The sequence below is a fragment of the Pedobacter sp. 05T44 genome (assembly GCF_056395985.1).
Genome location: NZ_JBFTKO010000009.1, coordinates 34,215 through 53,900, shown reverse-complemented (window position 1 = coordinate 53,900; position 19,686 = coordinate 34,215). Strand labels below are relative to the sequence as shown.

Sequence of the window (19,686 nt, the reverse complement as noted above, 5' to 3'; positions counted from 1 at the left end):
AAATTCATTGGGGAAGATTTGAATATTAATGTGAGATAGGACATTACCCCTGATATAAAATAAAAGTTGATTATGTAGAAGGGGGCTAAGATTTGCCTCCTTCTTGGTTTGTTATGAGACTAAATTTCTTGATTTTTTGTAGCATCTCAGCGAAATTTTAAAATATGCTTTTTCTTAAGTCAATGAGTTGTTGCTTCACATTTTTTCGCACTATTCCGCCATGATAACAAATCAATTCATTAATTTCTAATTCAATAAGCTTTTCAATGGACCTAATCGCTGCCGGGAGGTTTAGCGTGTACTGTGGATTGGCAATATTAAGATGGCCATTTTCTATAACCAATGCATCACCTGCAATGAGTGTTTTGGTTCGGTAAAGATAAATAGATATATGTCCAGGCATGTGCCCAGGAGTTGGAATGATCCTAAGATCTTTATTTTCTTTGAAATCATCCGTCGTGAATACATAGTCCACATTAACAGGTTTTACGGATGTCAGCATTAACTGAAAATAACGCGCATTAGCTTTTTCTGATTCAGGTAACTCTGGATATATTTTTTGCGCCTGCAGCATTCGCAAAGATTTTTTCCTGCCATTAACATAATTTGCTTCCGTTGAAGAGGAACAGACTTTAACATGAGGGTAGACTTCTTTAATCTCATGAAGACCACCAATGTGATCGATATCGTGATGGGTTACAATTATAGAAGTCAGATTTTTCAAGGAAAAACCAATTTGATTCATCGCCTTTTCGATTAATGGTAATGATCCTTCATATCCGCAATCAACTAAAATAAGTTCATGTTCCGAGCTCAGAAGAGCTGGATGTAGAATAGTTTCAGCGCCACTAAAACTGTACTTTATTTCGAGACAATTTATTTTCATTTTTTTAGGGGGATTATTCAATGTCTTTCTAGTAACTGCATTTATAAAAGGCAGTAATATCAAGATGAATGCTACATCTGGGGTGATATACAATGGCTGACTAGGATCTGTATGGTTAGTTTAAAGTATCCTTTTATTATTGGCGCAGAACATCAAAGTGAATAGAAAATTGCATGGGTTGGACAAAAATTAATTTAAAGGCGCAGGAGAAAGGTGGGTAGTTAGAAGGAGGCAAATTTCAGCCCCCTTCCGGGTTTGTTGCGAGACTAAATTTATCAACCTTTTTTTGTAGTAAGTTTACAAGTAATTTTAATTTCACTGTTCAGCATTTGGAACTTCGTCAATGTGAAAATAAATTTTTAAACCTCTTTCCCTACCAATTCTAACATCTTCATCAGCACCTTTGGATAGACCTTCAATTCGAAGTATTGCATCGCATTTTTCCAGTAATCGGTGGGCACAAGGGTATTGTATTTCATTCCAGATTTCATCACCTGTTTGTGTAGAACCTGCCAGATTTATCAGTGGCAAGGCAACCCATTCGCCAATCATTGGTACGTGACCTTTTCTGAATAATGGGACGGCAAAGGCTTCAAGGTTAGCCAGATTTTGCTTCATTAAAATCGGATCATCATTAGTGCCGCTTCTATAAGGGCCTGCAATTAGTATAAGCATATTGTTCTTGTTTTCTAATTTTGTAATAAGTTTAAGGTCATTATCCGATTAATTAATAAATGCTGCAATAGCATTATGGTTTTGCCATCTTTTATTTCTCCCAGTTCTATCATCGCAAATGCTTGAGGGAAGGGGATTTCGAGAACAGTTATATGCTCCTCCTCCTCGGGTAGGCCTCCACCATCATTTATTTTCATCTCTGATGTGTACGAGGCTATGAAAAAGTATAAAAGTTCTGTAACTGATCCAGGAGACATATAAGCTTCAAATATTTTCGTAACCTCAATAATTTTAAAGCCTGTTTCTTCTTCTGTTTCTCGTTTGATACAATCTTCAGGGCTATCCAAATCCAATAATCCCGCACATGTTTCGATAAGCATTCCATCTTTATTCCCATTTAAATATGTCGGTAGCCGAAATTGTTTCGTTAAAATCACAGTATTTCGTTCCCTGTTATATAGCAGTATCGTTGCTCCATTTCCACGGTCATACACTTCTCTTGTATGTACCACAGCTTTGCCGTCTTTTTTCTCCGCCTGATAGGTCACCTTGTTCAGGATATACCAATTGTCCGATAAAATCTCTTTATTTATTAACTTGATATTTTTTTCCATATTTATCTATATAATTGAACATTTAATGTTGAGGAAAATGATAATCATCTCTACTATTCCTATGTAGTGGATAATTTATCCTGTGCAAAGAAGTGACATCGCTCTAATACTTATTATTTTTCGAGACGCCGTTGCCGAACTCCAGCCCATTTTTATTAATCCTTTTGATGAAAAAAAGATTTGATTTCCTTAGCACCGCAAGTTCCTTTGTCAGGTCTTTGTCGATCCTTCTGGTTATAGCTGGAGTTCACAACATATTTATCCTCATCGAAGTCAATTTTTGAATTTAAAGAGAACTAGAATTCGATATATCTGCAAGCGCCTGAAAGAGATTTAATGGATATTCTGATAGTCTGTTGCATAAATATAGATACCATTCTTTACCATAAACAAAATAAAGCTTAGTCATATAGCCCTCTGCCTGTAATTGAAGCAAACCTTCTTCTTGAATACCATAAAGGCTTTCAAATTCATAATCCGTTTTATCAGGGTGGTAAAAGTCGATGAGTTTCTTTGCCTCCTGCTGTATATCTGCATGATGAGTCGCTATAGAACATTTGTGTCTAATTTCAAACAGTTCTCCGATATAGCCCAAATATACTGTGTCAAGTTGCGAACCCCTTTTCATGCTTAACCCTTCATCAGTGCCGAAAGCACCTTTAACGATTCTGATTCTGCCTGGCAGCTTTTTTAGTTCATCGAAATCTTCACGCGTTCTGTACAAATATGCCTGAAGGGTTACCGCGAGTACATCAGTAAGTTCTGAAGCCTTCTTATAAATTCCCAACACATTGTCGGTCTGATGAGGCCCCTCAGCGCTTAGGTTCACCTCGATTCCAAATCGGGAGGCAACTGAGCAGATTTCCATTAAGTTCTCCAAACATAGCTCAAGAGAAACATTTAAACCTATATGTGACAAATCGAGGGAAACTGTAGAATTCAATTCTTTTGACGCGATATGAGTACAAATCCTTAAGAACTCATCTTTGGCAGCATTTGCCTCCGAAGCCTGGTTAATATTTTCACCCATATATTCAATAGAGCATTTCATTGAACGATTGTTCGCCTGTATAACTTTCTTCAGTGTTTCCTCTAACGTTTCACCTCCAATATATCGGTCTGCTGCCTTACGCAGGATACCATATAGTAATTTGTTGTTGAGCAAGTATTGTTTTGCCTGTTCATTAGTAGCTATGGTTTTTAAAGCGGCACTTCCAATACTTAATAATTCTTCCATTTGCTTTTGATATATAAAATTCTTGTGTTAACTGTATTATTTGTGATATCCCTTTAATCCTTAAGAGAAGTATGGCTAAGGTAAGCTATCAGTTGAGCTACTGCAATCACATGTTTATGGGATTTCTGGTGAGTAATAATAAGTAAATGACATTTTGAAATTATTAATATTTCCTGTAACCTTTTTGATTGTCTGTTTGTCTTGTAAAAAAAGTAATGGGTTCGCATCCTATTATTTAAGATCAACATAAACTCTTATAAAATGGTAATCAATCACTACCAGACAAAAAAGAACTATCTAAGAAAGAAAAGTTCAGCCAAAATCGCCGGTTCAATTTTTAGACTAATATTGCTAGGTGCTATCTTTAGTAGCTGTAAAAATAATATCCAGAAAGAACCTGAACTACCCCAGGTGAAGATGATTAAGTCGATCAAGACAACTGATGGGCAACTTGGGCAAAATTTTATAGTCAATTATGGTTTGGACAGACAAGTGTCTTATGTTGGCTCAGCTGATTTCAGGTTTGGCTATACCTATAGTTACTTAGGTACACAGATTAGCCGTATCGAGCACAATGCTGGAGATTTGCTTTATACGCTCGTTTTGAATTATTCAAATAATAATGTACTATCAAATGCAGAATTTAAAGTCACAAATGCTTCTGGTGTAATCATATCCTTCCCGTTGACTTGCAAGAATACCGGAAACCTTATCACAATAGCTACAAATGCCCATGATTTAACCTTTCTTGAACTCCAGGTAAGCGATGGAAAATTAATTAAAGCACTTACAAACGCCTGGTACTTAAAAACCTCAATAAGTTTTCAGTATAACGATAAAAAGGAGCGAGTCTATGGAAATGTGATTCCGGTACTTGCATTGAAAAATCCCATTTCACCTGCAATTGCGATTCTGGTAAATGAACTTATTTCGCTTTCCTTGCAGGCATTTTTTTCAAAACAGCTTTCAGCATTTCAGTCCTTAAGATCTTCGGTAACTATAAACTATACTCCAAATTCAGGAGATTTAACATCTATAAAATGCCAGAGTGATGAGCTGGATCCTGATGGAAATCTTGTTAAAAGTGTTAAAACCGATATCACCTATACTTATTCGAATTAAATATTAACGGACTTAATCTATCAGGCAAAAGAACGGGTTTTGCAGTCTTCTGAATTTTCAGCTTTCCTTTTTATCACACTAGTAAAATTATGAATTTGTATCGATCAACCATTTATATATCGTCTGTGGTTTGCCTTTCTATCTTTTTCTCTTGTAACGGAGATGGCAAACAAAAGTCATCTAAGATTAGCAAATCTACTCCAGGAACTTTGCAAATCCCTGAAATCCTGCCTCACGCATTGCCTGAAGAATTTTACATGCGGCTTGAGGGAGAAATTGGGGGGCAAGCCGTCGTAATGAATCTACAAAGGGACAAATCTGAGTTCTATGGGAACTATTATTATCAGGGTTCCTGGCTAACTTTATCGGAGATGGAAACCAGCCTCAAGGAAACATTTGTTTTTTCAGAATCGGGATTTAATCTGAACGACGAGGAACGTTTCATGCACCTTAAATGGACTGGTGTAGGATTCGTTGGGTACTGGACGGCCGACAATGGCCGAAAATCTTACCCACTGATTTTAAGAGAAAGTTATCCAGAGGGGAGTTTTCAGTTTAAACATAGAATTTTTAAGGATTCAATACAGAGCGTCCCCGTAGAGTATGAAAAAGGGATTGTAGAATTCCAGGAACAGTATATTGTAGCTGATGGAAATAACCGGGATTACAAATGGTTGGATAAAGTCATCAAGTTAAGAGATGGAATTAATGGTAGTCAGTCCTGGGAGCGGGGTATTTCAAAAAAATCTGATGGGATACTGAATGCTTTGTTAGTTGACCTACCAGATACCCTCGGAGCAGATAGTGCATTGTTGCATTCGAACTATTTCAATATGTCTAAAAACACCATACTGTATAATGAAAGATCATTTCTGGTTTTGGAAAAGAATTTTAGCGCATATACTGGTGGTTTGCATCCAAATTACAGTACAACTATGGTTTGCTTTGATGTGAAAAATAAAAAGCTTTTGCACCTGAAAGATATTTTAAAGGCAGATGCAAACCTTTCAGCTGTTCTGGAAAGTTGTTTCCGGGAACAATATGGCCTTAAAAAAAATCAATCCCTTAAAGAGATTCTATTTGAAGAGGAAATTTATGAGAATCATAATTTTTACTTCAACAATAATGGATTAGCATTTAAATACAATACTTATGAAATCGCACCCTATAGTGAAGGCGAAATATCCATATTCCTTCCTTTTTCAAAGATTAGAAATATGATTCGACCCACATTTCTGCAAAGATTTGACCCCTCGTGAGAATCCCCATCGGTTAAAATCACATGCTTATGTGATTGATGAAGCTTGATTAACGGGTTATCTTACAAAGATGATAACAAGAATAAATATAATTAGGGGAAAACATTTATTGCTGCTTGCCATGGCTTTGACGGGTGGTAGCCTTGCTAAGGCACAACGTTTGTTTACCGTTAGTGAACTAAAAAAAGATTTTTCCGTGGTGAAGGCTGCACTTAAGGAGGCACACGCTGGAATTTACCGATATAGTGATAAGGTCGATATTGAAAATCATTTCGTTTCCATGGAAAAAGGAATTAACCGACCAATGACTGAGCAGGCTTTCTTCAGATACCTCAACCCATTTATAGCAACAATTAAGGACGGCCATACCAAATTCCACAGGGAGGGGAGACCGGATGATTTGTTTGCCTTTGCAAAAACTGGTTATTTCCCCTTGAAGCTCTATTTTTACGGTAACAAAGCTTATGTGCGCTCGGATACTGTTAACGGGAGAATATCAGCCGGGGCAGAAATAACAAGCATCAATGGAAGGCCGGTCAAAGTTGTTCGCGACCTGATTTTTAAAAACATTTTCGTTGATGGCAAAGGGAATACAATGAAGTATGCCCTTATCAATGATAGTTTTGGGGGCTATTATGCGACATTTATTGAAACATCGAAGCTATTTAAGGTTGGCTATGTAGACAATGGGCAAGCAAAGACGATCTCCATTGCCGGAGTATCGTCACAAAATATTGGTCACATCGAGGACCTTGTTGCCCCGTACCAGCTAAGTTTTCTTGGCGAGAGAATTGCCCTAATGCGTATCTCAGTCTTTCAGCCTGGCCCTGCTGCGGTCGGGTTTGATAAGTTTCTTTCCGAATCCTTTCAGGCAATTCGAAACGCTCAGATTTCAACTCTCCTTTTAGATTTGCGCAATAATGAAGGCGGAATTGATGCTTATGGAATCATGTTGTATTCATATCTCACAGATATAAGTTTTAACTATTATGACAGATTTACCGTGGCAGGACCTGCTGAGTATAGTTTTAGCCGCTATGCTAAATTACCGCCAGAACTGGAGCATTTAAAAAGGTTTATAAAAAAAGTTGATGGCGAGTACCAGTTCTCGCAAAAAGTAGGGCTAGGCCCTCAGCAGCCCAATCCGCTGAATTTCAACGGTAAACTTATAATTTTAATCAACGGAAGAAGTTTTTCAGTAACGAGCGAATTTGCGTCGATAGCAAAGGATAACCGTAGGGCAGTTTTCATAGGTGAAGATACAGGTGGAGCAGCAGGAGGTAATACCAGTGGAGCATTTGCTCTTGTAACTCTGCCCAATACCAAATTGGGACTTGATATTCCCCTCCTGGGCTACCATATGCACCTTAAAGATTATTCACAGGCTGATTTTGGCGTAAAAGCAGATTATCAGATTGTCCCTTCCATAAAAGATATCATGGAGAAGAATGACCCTGTCATGCAAAAAGCACTTGCACTATCAAAATAAGGATTGAAATACGATAAATGTCTTACTTTTTTTATTGCAGTATAGGATTTGTTTTCTGTTGGTGAACATTTGAAAATCAATTTGATTGCTGCATTTTTTTGTCTTGTCTGGATTAAACCCCATGAACATGTGATTGTTGCATACTGCTCACTGGGCTACTTTTGTAACCATTAGGTATACACTAGGGATAATATTCCCCAAAAATTAGAAGAAATGAAAAAGATATTATTTGCACTGATTGCCACCTGCTCAATATGGACGGCCGCAGATGCTCAGATACTCCAGGGCCTTGGAAGAAAGATGAAAGATAAGGTTCAGGAGCGGATTAACTCAAAAATTGATAAAGCTGCCAACGCTAGTCTTGAAAAAGTTGAAGATAAAATTTCAGGAAAAAATAAGGAAGCCACAAAAAACGACAATCAACCGGCTATGGTGACTGAAAAGGAGTCTTTAAAATCATACTCTAAATTTGACTTTATTGCTGGGGAGAAAATTATTTACCTAGATGATTTTTCCAAGGATCCAATTGGAGAACTTCCCGCAAAATGGAATTCAAATGGAAAAGGAGAGGTGATAAAAGTGGACAAAACACCGGGGAAATTTCTTAGACTATTCCCAGGTACGAAATATCTCTCAGCCAATACTGCGGCATTTGGAGACAATTTTACGATAGAATTTGATCTTATTATGGATGGTACGCCTCCTTCAGGCACACGGTTTTACCCGGATCTGGCCATAGGTTTGTTTGCTGCAGGACGAAAGCCCGGCACGGACAATGCATTTTTGGATCAATATCCAAAGGTAGAAAACATCACCGAAATTTTACTCAAACCCAATGTTGACGGCGCCTCTATGTCTTCGTTAAAGAGCAAGGGAATGGCGAATGCTACCACGTTTGAAAGCGGGGCCATCGCATACAAAGAATACACTGCTTCATTCGGTCATCTCGCACATTACGCCATTCAAGTTGAAAAACAGCGATTGAGATTTTGGGTGGACGGCCATAAGGTTTTCGATACCCCTAGAGCAATCAACCTAAGCCCAGGACTCAATCAAATTTATTTGAATTGCTTTAAATACTGGTTTTATAACGAAGATAACTTTGGTCTATATGTCAGCAATTTCAAAATAGCAACAGGTATTCCCAAGCCGGCGGAAACCCTACTGACAAAAGGCTCATTTTCAACCAGTGGAATACTTTTTGACCCTGGCTCCGATCAGCTCAAACTGCAATCCATGGGTATTATAAAGGATGTGAGCAAATATCTGACCGAGGATCCGGCCATTAAGCTGAAAATCATTGGCTACACGGACAGCGATGGTGAAGCCGACGCTAACCAGCAACTTTCTGCGAAACGTGCAGCAGCAGTTAAAAAAGTTTTGATAAACGAATTCAAGATAGAGGCATCCAGACTGGAAGCCTTAGGTAAAGGGGAAACAGTGCCCATCAATGATAACAAAACAGAATCTAATAAGGCCTTGAACCGCAGAGTGGAGTTTGTAAAGGGCTAAAAAAAGCAAATAAAAATCGGCTTAAAAGCCACAAAATAAAATCACATGAACATAAAAAAAATAATTTTTCTCCTGCTAACTTTGCAGACTGGTATGTTTTTATCTTGTAAGAAGGACCAAATCAATGCTGATGGGGATCAAACGAGCGAAGTGAGAAAGCCGGGCAATTTTAAACAGGTATATACCAGTGGATCCACGCCCATTTTCATTTCCTACGGATCCGAATATAAAATAGAGCTGAAAGGCTCCAAAAATCTGATTGCAAGGTATAAGACTACTATTTCGGGCGATGAGCTGGCGCTAGGGTATGAACACTTGGAACTCGGTAAGGATGACCTTAAAATCTATGTGACCTTGCCGCTGTTGGAAAAAATCTCTTTAAGTGGTAGTACTACGATTGAAATTCATGGCAATTTCCCTGATCAGGCCACGCTCCTAGCTGATATTAGTGGTTCGGGTGACATAGAATTACTTGGGACAATGAAAACAGAAAATTCAAAAATTAACATTTCAGGTAGTGGAGATGCAAGGTTTAAAAACATGATTAGTAAAAATGCAATATTGAGTATATCTGGAAGTGGCGACATCCGGAGCAGTGTGACCGCTAACTTGAAAGCAGGGATAAGCGGAAGTGGTAACATTTATTATACGGGAGAGCCTGTTGTCGATTCTGGAATAAGTGGAACCGGAAGAGTAATTAAAAAATAATAAAGTATATCTGTCAAATTGCGAAGGGCCGGCTGTTAAGCCAGCCCTTTTTTGATTTCCTGATAATCATATCTTTATGGTTTTCATGGAGATTGAAGTAAATAAATTTTGATTTAAACCCTAGAAATCCGCTCAACATGTGATCCTGATCGCACCAAGATGCTGCTTAAATCAGCAAAATTAACAGGAGTTTCTTCATAAACGACTCATATCTATCAGGGTGTCGAAATTATAATTGATGATCTGAGCTTTCGTTTGAAGCAAGCTGCCGTCGAACAGCATGAGGTTAACCTTATCGAACAGTGCTTTGGAAATTTCTAAAATTTCAACAGTGACATTTTTTCCTTTGACAGTTGATTTATCTTGATAAAGCTTCGCTGCCTGAACTGCCATGTTTCCAAGTGCTGTCTTCCTGGCCTTAAAGTAGGACAGGTTAACGCCAAATTCCAGTTCGTCGCACATTCTGATCAAAATCGCTCTTGAAATGCGGTAGGCTGATGCTTCGCGTGAAACTGCGGCTCTGCGTTCTTCTTCAGAGCCGGCGTAATGATCTGATTTGGCAGACCAGTTTACGATTTCATTTTGGGCATTTCTCGAACTTTCAATCATATCCTGTCTGTATTGTGAGAGCTCCATTTTGTAAAAGTTAAACCTGACATCCAGTTGTTCGACTATCTTGCTGCCGGCAGAGCCTCCCGGATGATAAGAAGGAGTGCCAAGTTCTGTCATTTTCTGGCCAATGGCTTCGGTAAAATCCCTGTATAGATAACGGAATTCCGCATGTTCCTTCTCATAGTTGAAGCGTTTTACGACCGGGTCAAAAAAAGGATTAGGTATGGAATCTATGAATGCCCGCGCGGGTATAAATTCCTCGGCCGGGGCCAGAAGGTTTTCAGGTGTGATTTTTATGCGAGAAATTTGTTTCACAGCCAATTCAGTATTAATCAGTGGTTTGGCATAGTAGGATTTGATCAAAGTTTTCACTTGGGGTTCATTTGATATTTTCTTATAGAAATCTTCGATGTCCACAAGTCCTTCATCTGCTGCCATCATGGACTTCACCTGTTCGAGAACTTCCTTGTCGAGTAGCGCTTCCGGATTCGCAATTTGGCTGTATCCTTTCAACAGATTTAAAGTCAGTACAGAAATTAAGAGTATTTTTTTCATCATTATTTTTCTTTACTACAAGACAATGCTATTGCTGGTTTGGTTACAGGATTAAACTATTTAATGTTCAGCCTATATTTTCGGTGGACCAGGGGGATAGCTATACCGGAAATCCGCTTATGGATTCCGAAATAAGTGGAACAAGAAGGGCAATCAAAAATTAATGAATATCCTATAACAAACTGCGGGAAGGGCTTGCTTTATTAAATAGCAAGCCCTTTCTGTTTATAACTGTAAAATCACATTTTTATGTGGTTTGGTGATGGTTTGTTTTAAATAAATTTGTATATGAAAACAAAAATCTTGATTATCTGTGTATTAACATCACTTTGCACAGGCGCTTATGGCCAGCGGGCCAGAGAATTGGGAATTATATTCGAAGGAAAACCGGGCGAAAATAATACCATTACAGACGTTAAAGGCGTTTTAGTTGGTTATAAAACCTTGATATCTGGGGCAGGGACTTTAAGAACAGGAAAAGGTCCAGTACGCACCGGAGTGACTGTCATATTTCCAAAAGGCAAATCAATAGCGCCTGTTCCTGCAGGTTGGTTTTGTTTGAACGGAGATGGTGAGATGACGGGAACCACAGCTATTGAGGAATATGGCTTTAACTATGGGGCGATAGGTATTACCAATACCAATAGTGTGGGCGTGGTTAGAGATGGGATTGGGGAATGGAATATTAAAAACTTTTCAAAGGACGGGCAGACCGATTTCTCGTTTGGTTTACCTGTTGTCGCGGAAACCTTTGACGGACTACTTAATGATATTAACGGTCTGCATGTTAAAAGAGAAGATGTATTTGACGCTTTGAACAATGCACACGATGGGAAGATAGAAGAAGGGAATGTCGGGGGAGGAACCGGAATGTCCATGTTTCTATATAAAGGAGGTAGTGGAAGTGCCTCAAGAGTTTTTAAAATTGATACTTCCAGCTATACCCTTGGCGCGTTTATTCAGGGTAATTTCGGTGGCAGGCAGGATTTGGTCATTTCCGGAGTGCCAGTGGGTAAACTTTTAAAAGATGATATGCCAGTGATCAATTCAAAAGAAAAAGACGGTTCTATTATTGTCATAATTGCAACAGATGCCCCACTGCTGCCTGCGCAGTTAAAGATGGTGGCAAAGCGTGCAGCCCTTGGTGTAGGAAAAACAGGAGGTTTGGGTAGAAACAGTTCGGGTGATATATTTTTAGCTTTCAGTACCATCTCTCCAAATGATAATGAAAAAGGGACAATGCAATTCTGGAAAGTGCTGTCGAAAGAAATGCTGGACAAGGTATATCAGGCAACCATACAGGCGACAGAAGAGGCCATAATTAATGCTTTGGTTGCTTCAAAAACAATGGGCGGAATAAATGATAACCTCATTTATGGGATACCACATGATAAAATGATGCAAGTTATCAATAATTACAGCCACCAGGAAAAAAAGAAATAATTGAATATGTTGTTCAAGAAGAACATACTGGGTGGCAATCTTAAATAAAGACCCGCATACTGCACTATAAAACAATATGCGGGCCTAAGTAGAGCTGCTAACAGTCTGTCCTCTTACAAGGAAAATTTAGCCTTTGTCTGCTTATCGAGCATGGTCAAATCATCAGATTCAGGAAGGCTGATTTCAAACTCCTTCAAATGATCAGGAGCTTGAAAACCCATCGCCACACAGCGGTGAAATTCACCGGCTGGAAATTTTTCAGACCAGATTTTATCATTTTCTTTATTTTTTTCGTTGTCGGGATTGGCAAGGTTATAGGCGCTAAGTGAACCAAGAATATCACCAAACACCGTACCCTGTTTATCTCGTATTTTTGCTGTAGACAGGATAACCCCCATGTTGATCTCCCGATCAGTCTTATTTTTTACAGAAATGTCCAACACCACATATTGGTTGCCTTTCTTTGGAACAAACCCCACTGAACTTGTGGGCCTGAATGGTGTGGCTTTATAAATACTTAGCTGATAAGTCGTCGTTTCGATAGTTACCAGGGCCTTTTGCGTTTGATTTGCCTTAGTTATTTCCTCATTACCTGCATGCTCCTCTAGCTGCTGGCTTTGCGCTTTCTTTTCGCTGCAGGCAGCAAATAGCAGTGTTACGCTTAAAAGTGAGATGAATAATTTTTTCATTTTATTTATTTTCTAGTTAATGGGTTGTTAGCAGCTTTACTGAACTCAGCTGCCAGTTATTTTTCTTCGTGGAAACTGAATAATACTTTGGGCTCAGAATCAATCCTTAACATATCAAGGCATTTCTCACCATATTGGTTAACAAATGGCTCACACGCAAATTTTGCTTTAAGTAGTGTTCGGGAATCAAAGTCAGCCTGCGTTAGTTTCTTTTTAGACTCTGGGCCATAATTTATTACCATTCGATCTGTTCCGGTTACCGGATGCAGTTCAATGCTCTTATATACAATACCGTTGCTCAGCTCTGTTTCCCCTACAACCACTGTACCCTTTGTTTCTGTCCAGCTTTGCCTGGTCTCGCCCCCAGAGGAAGTTGCTTTAAGGTAAAGAAGCGCTGTATAGGTTCCATCGGCAGAAAAGTGATAAAACATATAACTGCCTCCAGCACCATCTTTATAACTTGAATTATAGGAATCATAAAAATTTGTTGAAGATAAAATACCAAACTGCCAGTAGTTTGTTGGTGAAATTAACTCTGCCGGTACTGTCGTTCTCGGGGAATCCCCAAAGTCTGTCTGTTCTTCTGGTGAAGATTTTTTGCAAGCTGAAAGTATAAGCAAAGCAGTTATACCCAGTAGCGCAATTTTGTTTTTCATTTTTATATACATTAAGTTGTATTGGCATTACCTATAGCTGGCTTTGCACTGCACAAAGGTAGCCTAGGGTTAAAGTGGGGGCAATAACATCTTAATGTGATTTTCAGGGCTAATTAATTCGTCTTTTGATCGCTATTCTTTAAAAAACAAGTGCGTAAATCGGATCGCAATCTTTAATTCTCCAATGCATTGTTAGCAGGTTGACCGGGATTTTATACGCTGTGCTTCTAATCTAGTCTAACTCAGTGCAAATGATAATCACTTTTTGATCCTTTCAAAACTTATTGGCGATTGCTTTTCCAGAATAGATTCACGCAGGCATACAATCACATTTATATGCGATTGTCTCATATTGCCACCCATTTTAATTTTGGGGAATAATCGGCTTTGGAAAACAGCTAGTCTTTTTTACCAATTCCTGAACGATTCAACATCCAGAATCGCGTCTGTATCAATCCCGAAAAATCATTGAAAATACCTAATAAATGAAAGCAGAAACAATCAATAATGAAAAGGCCATAGATACCCTAAAAGTGATCATCGCAAATGGCGGCCCCTTAGAAAACGACTACTCAGACTTAGAAATGAGTTTAGCCACACTTGCACTGGCAGATCCTAGGGACGGTGAGCTTGCCCTTAAAATGGCACCGCTAATAAGCTCATGTGGATTCCTGTTTGACAAAGTCTCCCTGATGGGGCATATTCGAACCAAACCATACGGCTATGCAGGAGATTTTGAAATAATCGAACGCATCTATCAGAATGAAATTCTTCGTGAGGATTACAGACTTTGGGATACCTACAGTCTTAAACATCCTGCAGCACAGGCGGTAAGAAACAGAAAAAAATATTTTAAGACCCTGCTTAGCAGTAAACTTGTGCAGCGCTCTTCATTGACGCTTTTAGACATCGCAAGCGGACCTGCAAGAGATCTTTTTGAAGTGTATCAGGACTTAAATTATGGTAAGCATCTGCTGAGCACCTGTGTGGAAATGGATAACAAGGCTATCGAATATGCAACTTTGCTCACCGCGCCATTCTCTGACAAAATTACTTTTATCAATAAGAATATCTTTCGCTTCAGTACCACAGAGCAATATGATTTGGTGTGGTCTGCTGGCTTATTTGATTACTTTGATGATAAAGCCTTTGTCAGGTTGCTGAAAGGGTTTGGAAAATGGGTTAATCCAGGTGGTGAAATCGTGATTGGAAATTTCAATGATGAATACAATCCGAGTCGAGTATTTATGGAGTTGTTTGGGGAATGGCACCTTAATCACAGAAGTGAGCATGATCTTATTGGTTTAGCACTGGAGGCGGGTTATCTCAATGAGCAGATCAGTGTTGGGAGAGAGCCTGAAAACATCAATCTTTTTCTTCACATCAGATGTTAAATCGTACAGCCGGATTTAATCCGGCTGTTTTCTATCATTTAAAGGTTTTACTGGAATTTTGTCCATTTTACCAGCTCAGTGACAATAAAAAAAGTAATGCAATTTTAGTCTTAAGAATAACGGATCACTTCATGAGCCTTTCTGTGGTATGATCGTTAGGTGAAAGTTCTACTTGACTCAAACCAGGGGTGCATGTAATTAGTTTTCGTGCTCAGCGCGGCCATCACCCTTAATCCCTGAATGCCGGGTGCCTATGGTGTAGGTTGTTCGGTAGTTAATAGCTTTCAGGCCAAATTATCGAGTATGCTTTTAGGCGTGCTTTTGGCGTAAATACTTTTTTTCAGACCTGAAGACAGGGCCTCACGCAACGCTTTTCTGGCCCTGGTTACCCTGACCTTAGACAAAACCTCGCTGATGCCAAGATTTTCTGCTATTTCTTTATGAGAGAATCCTTCAATTGCAAATAAATTAAAGGGCCCTCTAAGACAGCCTGGTAGATTCTGTAATGCCATTAACAGGTATTCCGTATCGGTACTGTTGGTAGAATAATATCCAGGTAAATTAATAGCTTCTTCCATTGGCTGGGTCGGTATACGCCTTTGGTTTTGCTGATAAACATTAATTGCACAGTTGATCATTATCCTTCTTATCCATCCCTCAAAAGATCCCGATGCATTGTAACTGGAGATCCTGTCAAAAACTTTTTTAAAGCCCAGCATTAAAATATCTTCTGCCTCCATAGTATCGGAGGCATACCTACTTGTTAGTGCCATCATTTTTTGGGAGTAGGCATTAAATATCTCCTGCTGTGCCCTTGGGTTACCCTGGATGCACTCCGTAATTAGCTTGTCCTGGAAAGTTATTGAACTGATCATGCTTTTTGATTTACCTTGTCTGTCGGTTTAACCACTTTAATTATGGTCGATGCAAAACTACCCCACATCAAATTTCTGGTCAATCACATGTTTGTGGGTTTTTTCAAAAAAAAGTGATGAGTAACTTCCTGATTGACATCTGTTTGTGGTTGTGCAAATCCTGTCAGGAGGCACGATGGACTGTTTCAAATCCGGATGCCAGTAGGACCGCGCCCTGGTTGTAAAATCATGCGATAAATAGGCAGACCTACTAGAGTTACAAGGAGAGCTATTCTTCATTTTTTGTTTTGGCCTGGCTGTTGGGGTCAGCAGGAGCTCGCCGCTGTAAGCTGCAAACAAAAATCCTGAAAGTAGACTGGGAATGACTTTTACCGGATTGTTTCTCTGACTTCCATAGGCATTTCGTTTTGCATAAATCACATCAACATGTGGTGGCCTGTAGTTTCCTGTTTAGTTAGTTTTGTTCAGTGAATTCAACCATGATTCATCCCAGTATTAATCCCATTGAAAATGAATGTCAGGAGTTCCTTTAACATAAACAATAATGAAAAAAAATCTTTTTATGCTCACATTAGTCCTGATTGTTTTCTCCTGCAAGAAAAATGGTCAGAAGCCAGAAACTGATCATGCACAACCTGTAAAACGAGACATCGGCATCCCGATAACCGGACGTTCCGCTGTTACAAAGACTATTGGTATTGATGGCGGATCAGTAAGCGCAGATGATGGTCTACTTTCAGTTATCGTTCCGGCCGGTGCGCTACAAGAGGCGATAGATGTCAGTATTCAGGCCATTGAAAATACACTGCCTGGTAGCCAGGGTCCTGCCTACAGACTTCTCCCAGAAGGTACCGTATTTAAAAAGCCAGTCACCATCCGAATTTCCTATGCAGAACTAAACCTGGAAGGCACAGATCCGGCATTGTTGAGGCTCACTTATCAAGATGCTGAAGGATATTATTACCTGCCTGGGACTTCAACCATAGACAATGTTGCCAAAACGGTAAGCACGGAGTCAAACCATTTTAGCAACTGGACCGTTTTTGAATGTTATAAGCTTACTGCACCAAATAGCGTGTTACCTGGTCGCACAGCGGACCTGAAAATAAGAACCTATATTCCTATTGGCCCTTTAGCTAAAAATCCGGATAAGGTGCTTGGTGATTATATCGAAACAGATGACAATGACCCCATTTTATCTTCAGCACTTTGGCGGTTGTCTGGGGAGGGGACGATCACGCCTTATGAAAAGGGGTGTGCCTATCTAGCACCTTCTTCAGTTCCAAACCAGAATCCGGTAACAGTGAGTGTGGAACTAACCGGGAACTTCTTTGGATCGGGATCCAGTAAAGTGCAAAAACTTATACTGTTAAAGCCGATTGCCATCGAAGGAAGTGAGAACTTCACCATCAACCTGGATGGTGTGTCTACACGTGTAACCCAAGGCGTATTTTTTACAATGGGAGATGCACTTTACATTAGTGGAAACATGAATGACAGACAATTTCATATCAGGATTTCAGCAAAAAGAACTGGCAGTTTTCCATTTAAACTCCAGTCAGCTGCAAATGCTGCAGATATAAGCCTGGTTTCTCAAGCAGATTTGCTTGATTACATGAGTTCTTTCAGGACTGCCTGCAATGAAACCGAACCCTCCTTTATTTTTTCACCGGGTCAGGTTGAAATTTCAAAATATCCAGCTCAACCGGGAGAATTTTTGCAGGGGATAGTATCCGGGGCAACACTTTATACCGGGGGTAACTATTGTTCCTCACCAAAAACTGTAAAATTAAACGCGTCCTTTAAGATTTTGATGAGATAGATGTGCATTACTCAGTGATACTTGTAGTGATGCGCTTCGCTGATTGTGAAGCGCATCATTATAAAAACATATAGAAATCGGGCCCTTATGTTTATTCAAGAGCTGGATTTTTACTTCAATATCTACAAATCAAATGAGTGTGAGTCTCAAGTTCCGCTTCCAGAGAAATAACAATAGATATCATTTTTTTAACCAGGCTACTTTCTGGTTTGAAATATGTGCGGACCCGATTATCTCTTTGTAGAGCTCGGGTCTTCTTGCATTTTTATAACGGTAACCACCGCTAGATTCTAGTATACCTTTATTCAAGGTTGCAATGACAAATTCATTTTTAAGAGATCTGCATTCAGCAACAGTTTCTCCAAAAGGGTTCAGGATCATTGAACATCCGTTTTTTAGCTGGTCATCATCCATGCCTATTGGATTAGAAAATACCGCATATATGCCATTGTCATACGCGCGGGCTGGCAGCCATTTCATTAACCAGTTTCTGCCCTTATCGCCATCAAATTCTTTTCTAAGCAATTCGGCATTTTTTTCTTTTTTAATCCAAAGCGCTGGATCAACAAAACCTGCACCGGGACGGGGAGAAGGGGTACACATGGTTACGTGAGGCATAAAAATAATCTCCGCACCCAGCAGTGTGGTAGCCCGTACATTTTCGATTACATTATTATCATAACATATTAAGATACCACACTTCCAGTCTTTAATTTCAAATACAGTGTATTGATTCCCGGCTGTTAGAAAAGAGCTGATGAATGGATGAAGTTTACGATGTTTTGCCTTGAGTCCGGTTCCATCCACGCAGACATATGCCTTAAACATATTGTCCTGATCATCCTTTTCGAAAAGACCCGCAAGAATAGTCATGTTATATTTTTTTGCCATCTCAATAAGAAGGCTTACTGAAGGCCCATCAGGTATAAATTCAGATAATTCCAGCATTTCTTCGCGACTGAGTTTTCTTGCGAAGGAATACCCAGTTACTGAACACTCGTGGAATGCAATAACTTCAGCGCCGGATTCAGCCGCATTTTTGACCATACCTTCGATGATTGAAAGGTTATAGTTTTTATCGCCACTCGCATTTTCAAATTGAGCAGTAGCTATTTTTAGATTTCCCATATTCTTTTAGTACAAATTTATGCTGAAGAATATGCTTAGTATTGGAAGTTTCCGACAATAATAATTTATTTATGCTGAACAAACAGATTCATTGCCAGAGGATCTGATAAGGTTAGATATTTTGATGGGGAAGTTCCCGTTAGTGCTTTAAAACTATTATTCAGGTGTGCCTGATCATAAAATCCAGCTTCGAGTGCAGCCTGAGCCAGTGAGAACGGTTTTTCAGGATTTCTAAGCAGTTTTAAAAAATGATTTATCCGGAGAATTCCGTTTAGTTTTCTTGGGGATATGCCGATGTAATGATCAAATTTCCGTTCAAGTTGCCGCTCACTAATAGATAAATAGTGAAGTAGGTCGACAATTTTTGTATTCCCGCTGCTTTGCTGCATCCAGTTAAGGCTTTTGTTCAGGATACTTTCTGTAGCTGGTAAGGGGGGCGAAATTCTTAAGAAAAAATCTTCTAATAAACCGATGGTTTCAACCAGGTTACGACTTTCCTTAACAGCCTCCTGTATCGGATGGGTAAGGTTTCCAAATAAGTCCCTAAATGAAAAGAAACTGTTTTTTAGCTTTTTGGATGGAATTCCCGTTAATAAACTAAGGGTATAGGGCTGAAGAACAATAATTACCGTACCGCAAACCGGTGGGGGTGGAATATTGACGAAATGCTCCATCAATCCGTAAGCGACAAATTCACCTTTTTCTAATTTTCTATTACCCAACAAAGGCAAAGCCGAATGGGCTAAGGGAATAACTATCCCCGGACTTCCATCAGAGAAAAACCGCATCGGTGAATCCGGCGCAGAGGGATAGTAAACTAAGAAATGCCTGATCAGATGTTCCAGGCCATTTGATGGGGCTATTTGCATACCGTAACAACTAAAAAGGTTATGTGAATAAATTCAGGAAGAAGCCTTTTTATTCTTTTTCTATTTCCGCTTTGACTAAGGACTTTTTCCCCGTAAGCCCGGAGGAAACCTACAATTGTAAATATAAATATTTTAAAGCAT

18 protein-coding genes are annotated in these 19,686 nt (G+C 39.3%); 8 read left to right on the top strand and 10 right to left on the bottom strand.

From position 1 onward, the window contains the following. Positions 1–157: 157 nt before the first annotated feature. From AC1DDK_RS15095 to AC1DDK_RS15080, 4 genes are all read right to left on the bottom strand, one after another. Complete coding sequence (locus AC1DDK_RS15095) at positions 158–886, bottom strand: MBL fold metallo-hydrolase (protein WP_288882629.1); 729 nt, start codon at positions 884–886, stop codon at positions 158–160. Positions 887–1,201: 315 nt separating this feature from the next. Continuing rightward, positions 1,202–1,561 (bottom strand): DUF4406 domain-containing protein, encoded by a 360-nt coding sequence (locus AC1DDK_RS15090; protein ID WP_288882628.1) that lies wholly within the window; start codon positions 1,559–1,561, stop codon positions 1,202–1,204. A gap of 14 nt (positions 1,562–1,575) precedes the next feature. After that, positions 1,576–2,175, bottom strand: a complete 600-nt coding sequence (gene nudK, locus AC1DDK_RS15085) for a GDP-mannose pyrophosphatase NudK (RefSeq protein WP_337717418.1) — start codon at positions 2,173–2,175, stop codon at positions 1,576–1,578. A 286-nt stretch (positions 2,176–2,461) separates the two neighbouring features. Beyond that, positions 2,462–3,412: a proline dehydrogenase family protein gene (locus tag AC1DDK_RS15080; protein WP_288882625.1), complete on the bottom strand. Its 951-nt coding sequence runs from the start codon at positions 3,410–3,412 to the stop codon at positions 2,462–2,464. A 261-nt stretch (positions 3,413–3,673) separates the two neighbouring features. Here AC1DDK_RS15080 and AC1DDK_RS15075 point away from each other — a divergent pair, with 261 nt between their 5' ends. The 5 genes from AC1DDK_RS15075 (at position 3,674) to AC1DDK_RS15055 (ending at position 9,502) form a co-directional block, all read left to right on the top strand. After that, on the top strand, positions 3,674–4,534 hold the full coding sequence (locus AC1DDK_RS15075; RefSeq protein ID WP_288882623.1) for a hypothetical protein: 861 nt from the start codon (positions 3,674–3,676) through the stop codon (positions 4,532–4,534). 89 nt (positions 4,535–4,623) lie between these two features. Beyond that, positions 4,624–5,793, top strand: a complete 1,170-nt coding sequence (locus AC1DDK_RS15070) for an RsiV family protein (RefSeq protein ID WP_288882621.1) — start codon at positions 4,624–4,626, stop codon at positions 5,791–5,793. Between the two features lie 70 nt (positions 5,794–5,863). Then, positions 5,864–7,282, top strand: coding sequence for a S41 family peptidase (locus tag AC1DDK_RS15065; protein ID WP_337717420.1), 1,419 nt, complete (start codon positions 5,864–5,866; stop codon positions 7,280–7,282). Positions 7,283–7,495: 213 nt separating this feature from the next. Beyond that, on the top strand, positions 7,496–8,794 hold the full coding sequence (locus AC1DDK_RS15060; RefSeq protein WP_288882617.1) for an OmpA family protein: 1,299 nt from the start codon (positions 7,496–7,498) through the stop codon (positions 8,792–8,794). A 45-nt stretch (positions 8,795–8,839) separates the two neighbouring features. Continuing rightward, positions 8,840–9,502 carry a head GIN domain-containing protein gene (locus AC1DDK_RS15055; protein ID WP_337717422.1) on the top strand — a complete coding sequence of 221 codons (663 nt, stop codon included), beginning with the start codon at positions 8,840–8,842 and terminating at the stop codon, positions 9,500–9,502. 195 nt (positions 9,503–9,697) lie between these two features. Here AC1DDK_RS15055 and AC1DDK_RS15050 read toward each other — a convergent pair whose 3' ends face one another. Next, positions 9,698–10,669 (bottom strand): hypothetical protein, encoded by a 972-nt coding sequence (locus tag AC1DDK_RS15050; RefSeq protein WP_288882614.1) that lies wholly within the window; start codon positions 10,667–10,669, stop codon positions 9,698–9,700. 288 nt (positions 10,670–10,957) lie between these two features. On the opposite strand from AC1DDK_RS15050, the gene AC1DDK_RS15045 reads away from it, so the two are divergent. Continuing rightward, a complete protein-coding gene (locus AC1DDK_RS15045) occupies positions 10,958–12,112 on the top strand; it encodes a DmpA family aminopeptidase (protein WP_288882613.1) in 1,155 nt (384 codons plus the stop codon). Between the two features lie 113 nt (positions 12,113–12,225). Here the strand turns inward: AC1DDK_RS15045 and AC1DDK_RS15040 are convergent, their stop codons facing one another. Beyond that, a complete protein-coding gene (locus AC1DDK_RS15040) occupies positions 12,226–12,801 on the bottom strand; it encodes a DUF4352 domain-containing protein (RefSeq protein ID WP_288882611.1) in 576 nt (191 codons plus the stop codon). Between the two features lie 56 nt (positions 12,802–12,857). Continuing rightward, positions 12,858–13,457: a hypothetical protein gene (locus AC1DDK_RS15035; protein WP_288882610.1), complete on the bottom strand. Its 600-nt coding sequence runs from the start codon at positions 13,455–13,457 to the stop codon at positions 12,858–12,860. Between the two features lie 485 nt (positions 13,458–13,942). On the opposite strand from AC1DDK_RS15035, the gene AC1DDK_RS15030 reads away from it, so the two are divergent. Next, the gene (locus AC1DDK_RS15030; protein ID WP_288882609.1) at positions 13,943–14,851 is read left to right on the top strand and encodes an SAM-dependent methyltransferase; all 909 of its coding nucleotides are present in this window, start codon (positions 13,943–13,945) and stop codon (positions 14,849–14,851) included. 284 nt (positions 14,852–15,135) lie between these two features. Here AC1DDK_RS15030 and AC1DDK_RS15025 read toward each other — a convergent pair whose 3' ends face one another. Then, positions 15,136–15,726: an RNA polymerase sigma factor gene (locus tag AC1DDK_RS15025; RefSeq protein WP_288882607.1), complete on the bottom strand. Its 591-nt coding sequence runs from the start codon at positions 15,724–15,726 to the stop codon at positions 15,136–15,138. A gap of 544 nt (positions 15,727–16,270) precedes the next feature. Here AC1DDK_RS15025 and AC1DDK_RS15020 point away from each other — a divergent pair. Further along, complete coding sequence (locus tag AC1DDK_RS15020; RefSeq protein ID WP_337717424.1) at positions 16,271–17,548, top strand: hypothetical protein; 1,278 nt, start codon at positions 16,271–16,273, stop codon at positions 17,546–17,548. A gap of 180 nt (positions 17,549–17,728) precedes the next feature. On the opposite strand, the gene AC1DDK_RS15015 is transcribed toward AC1DDK_RS15020, so the two are convergent. Together AC1DDK_RS15015 and AC1DDK_RS15010 are read right to left on the bottom strand one after the other, a co-directional pair. Beyond that, positions 17,729–18,676, bottom strand: coding sequence for a nitrilase family protein (locus AC1DDK_RS15015; protein WP_288882604.1), 948 nt, complete (start codon positions 18,674–18,676; stop codon positions 17,729–17,731). A 65-nt stretch (positions 18,677–18,741) separates the two neighbouring features. Further along, entirely contained in the window at positions 18,742–19,545 is an 804-nt protein-coding gene (locus tag AC1DDK_RS15010) for an AraC family transcriptional regulator (RefSeq protein ID WP_288882602.1), read from the bottom strand. Positions 19,546–19,686 lie beyond the last annotated feature (141 nt).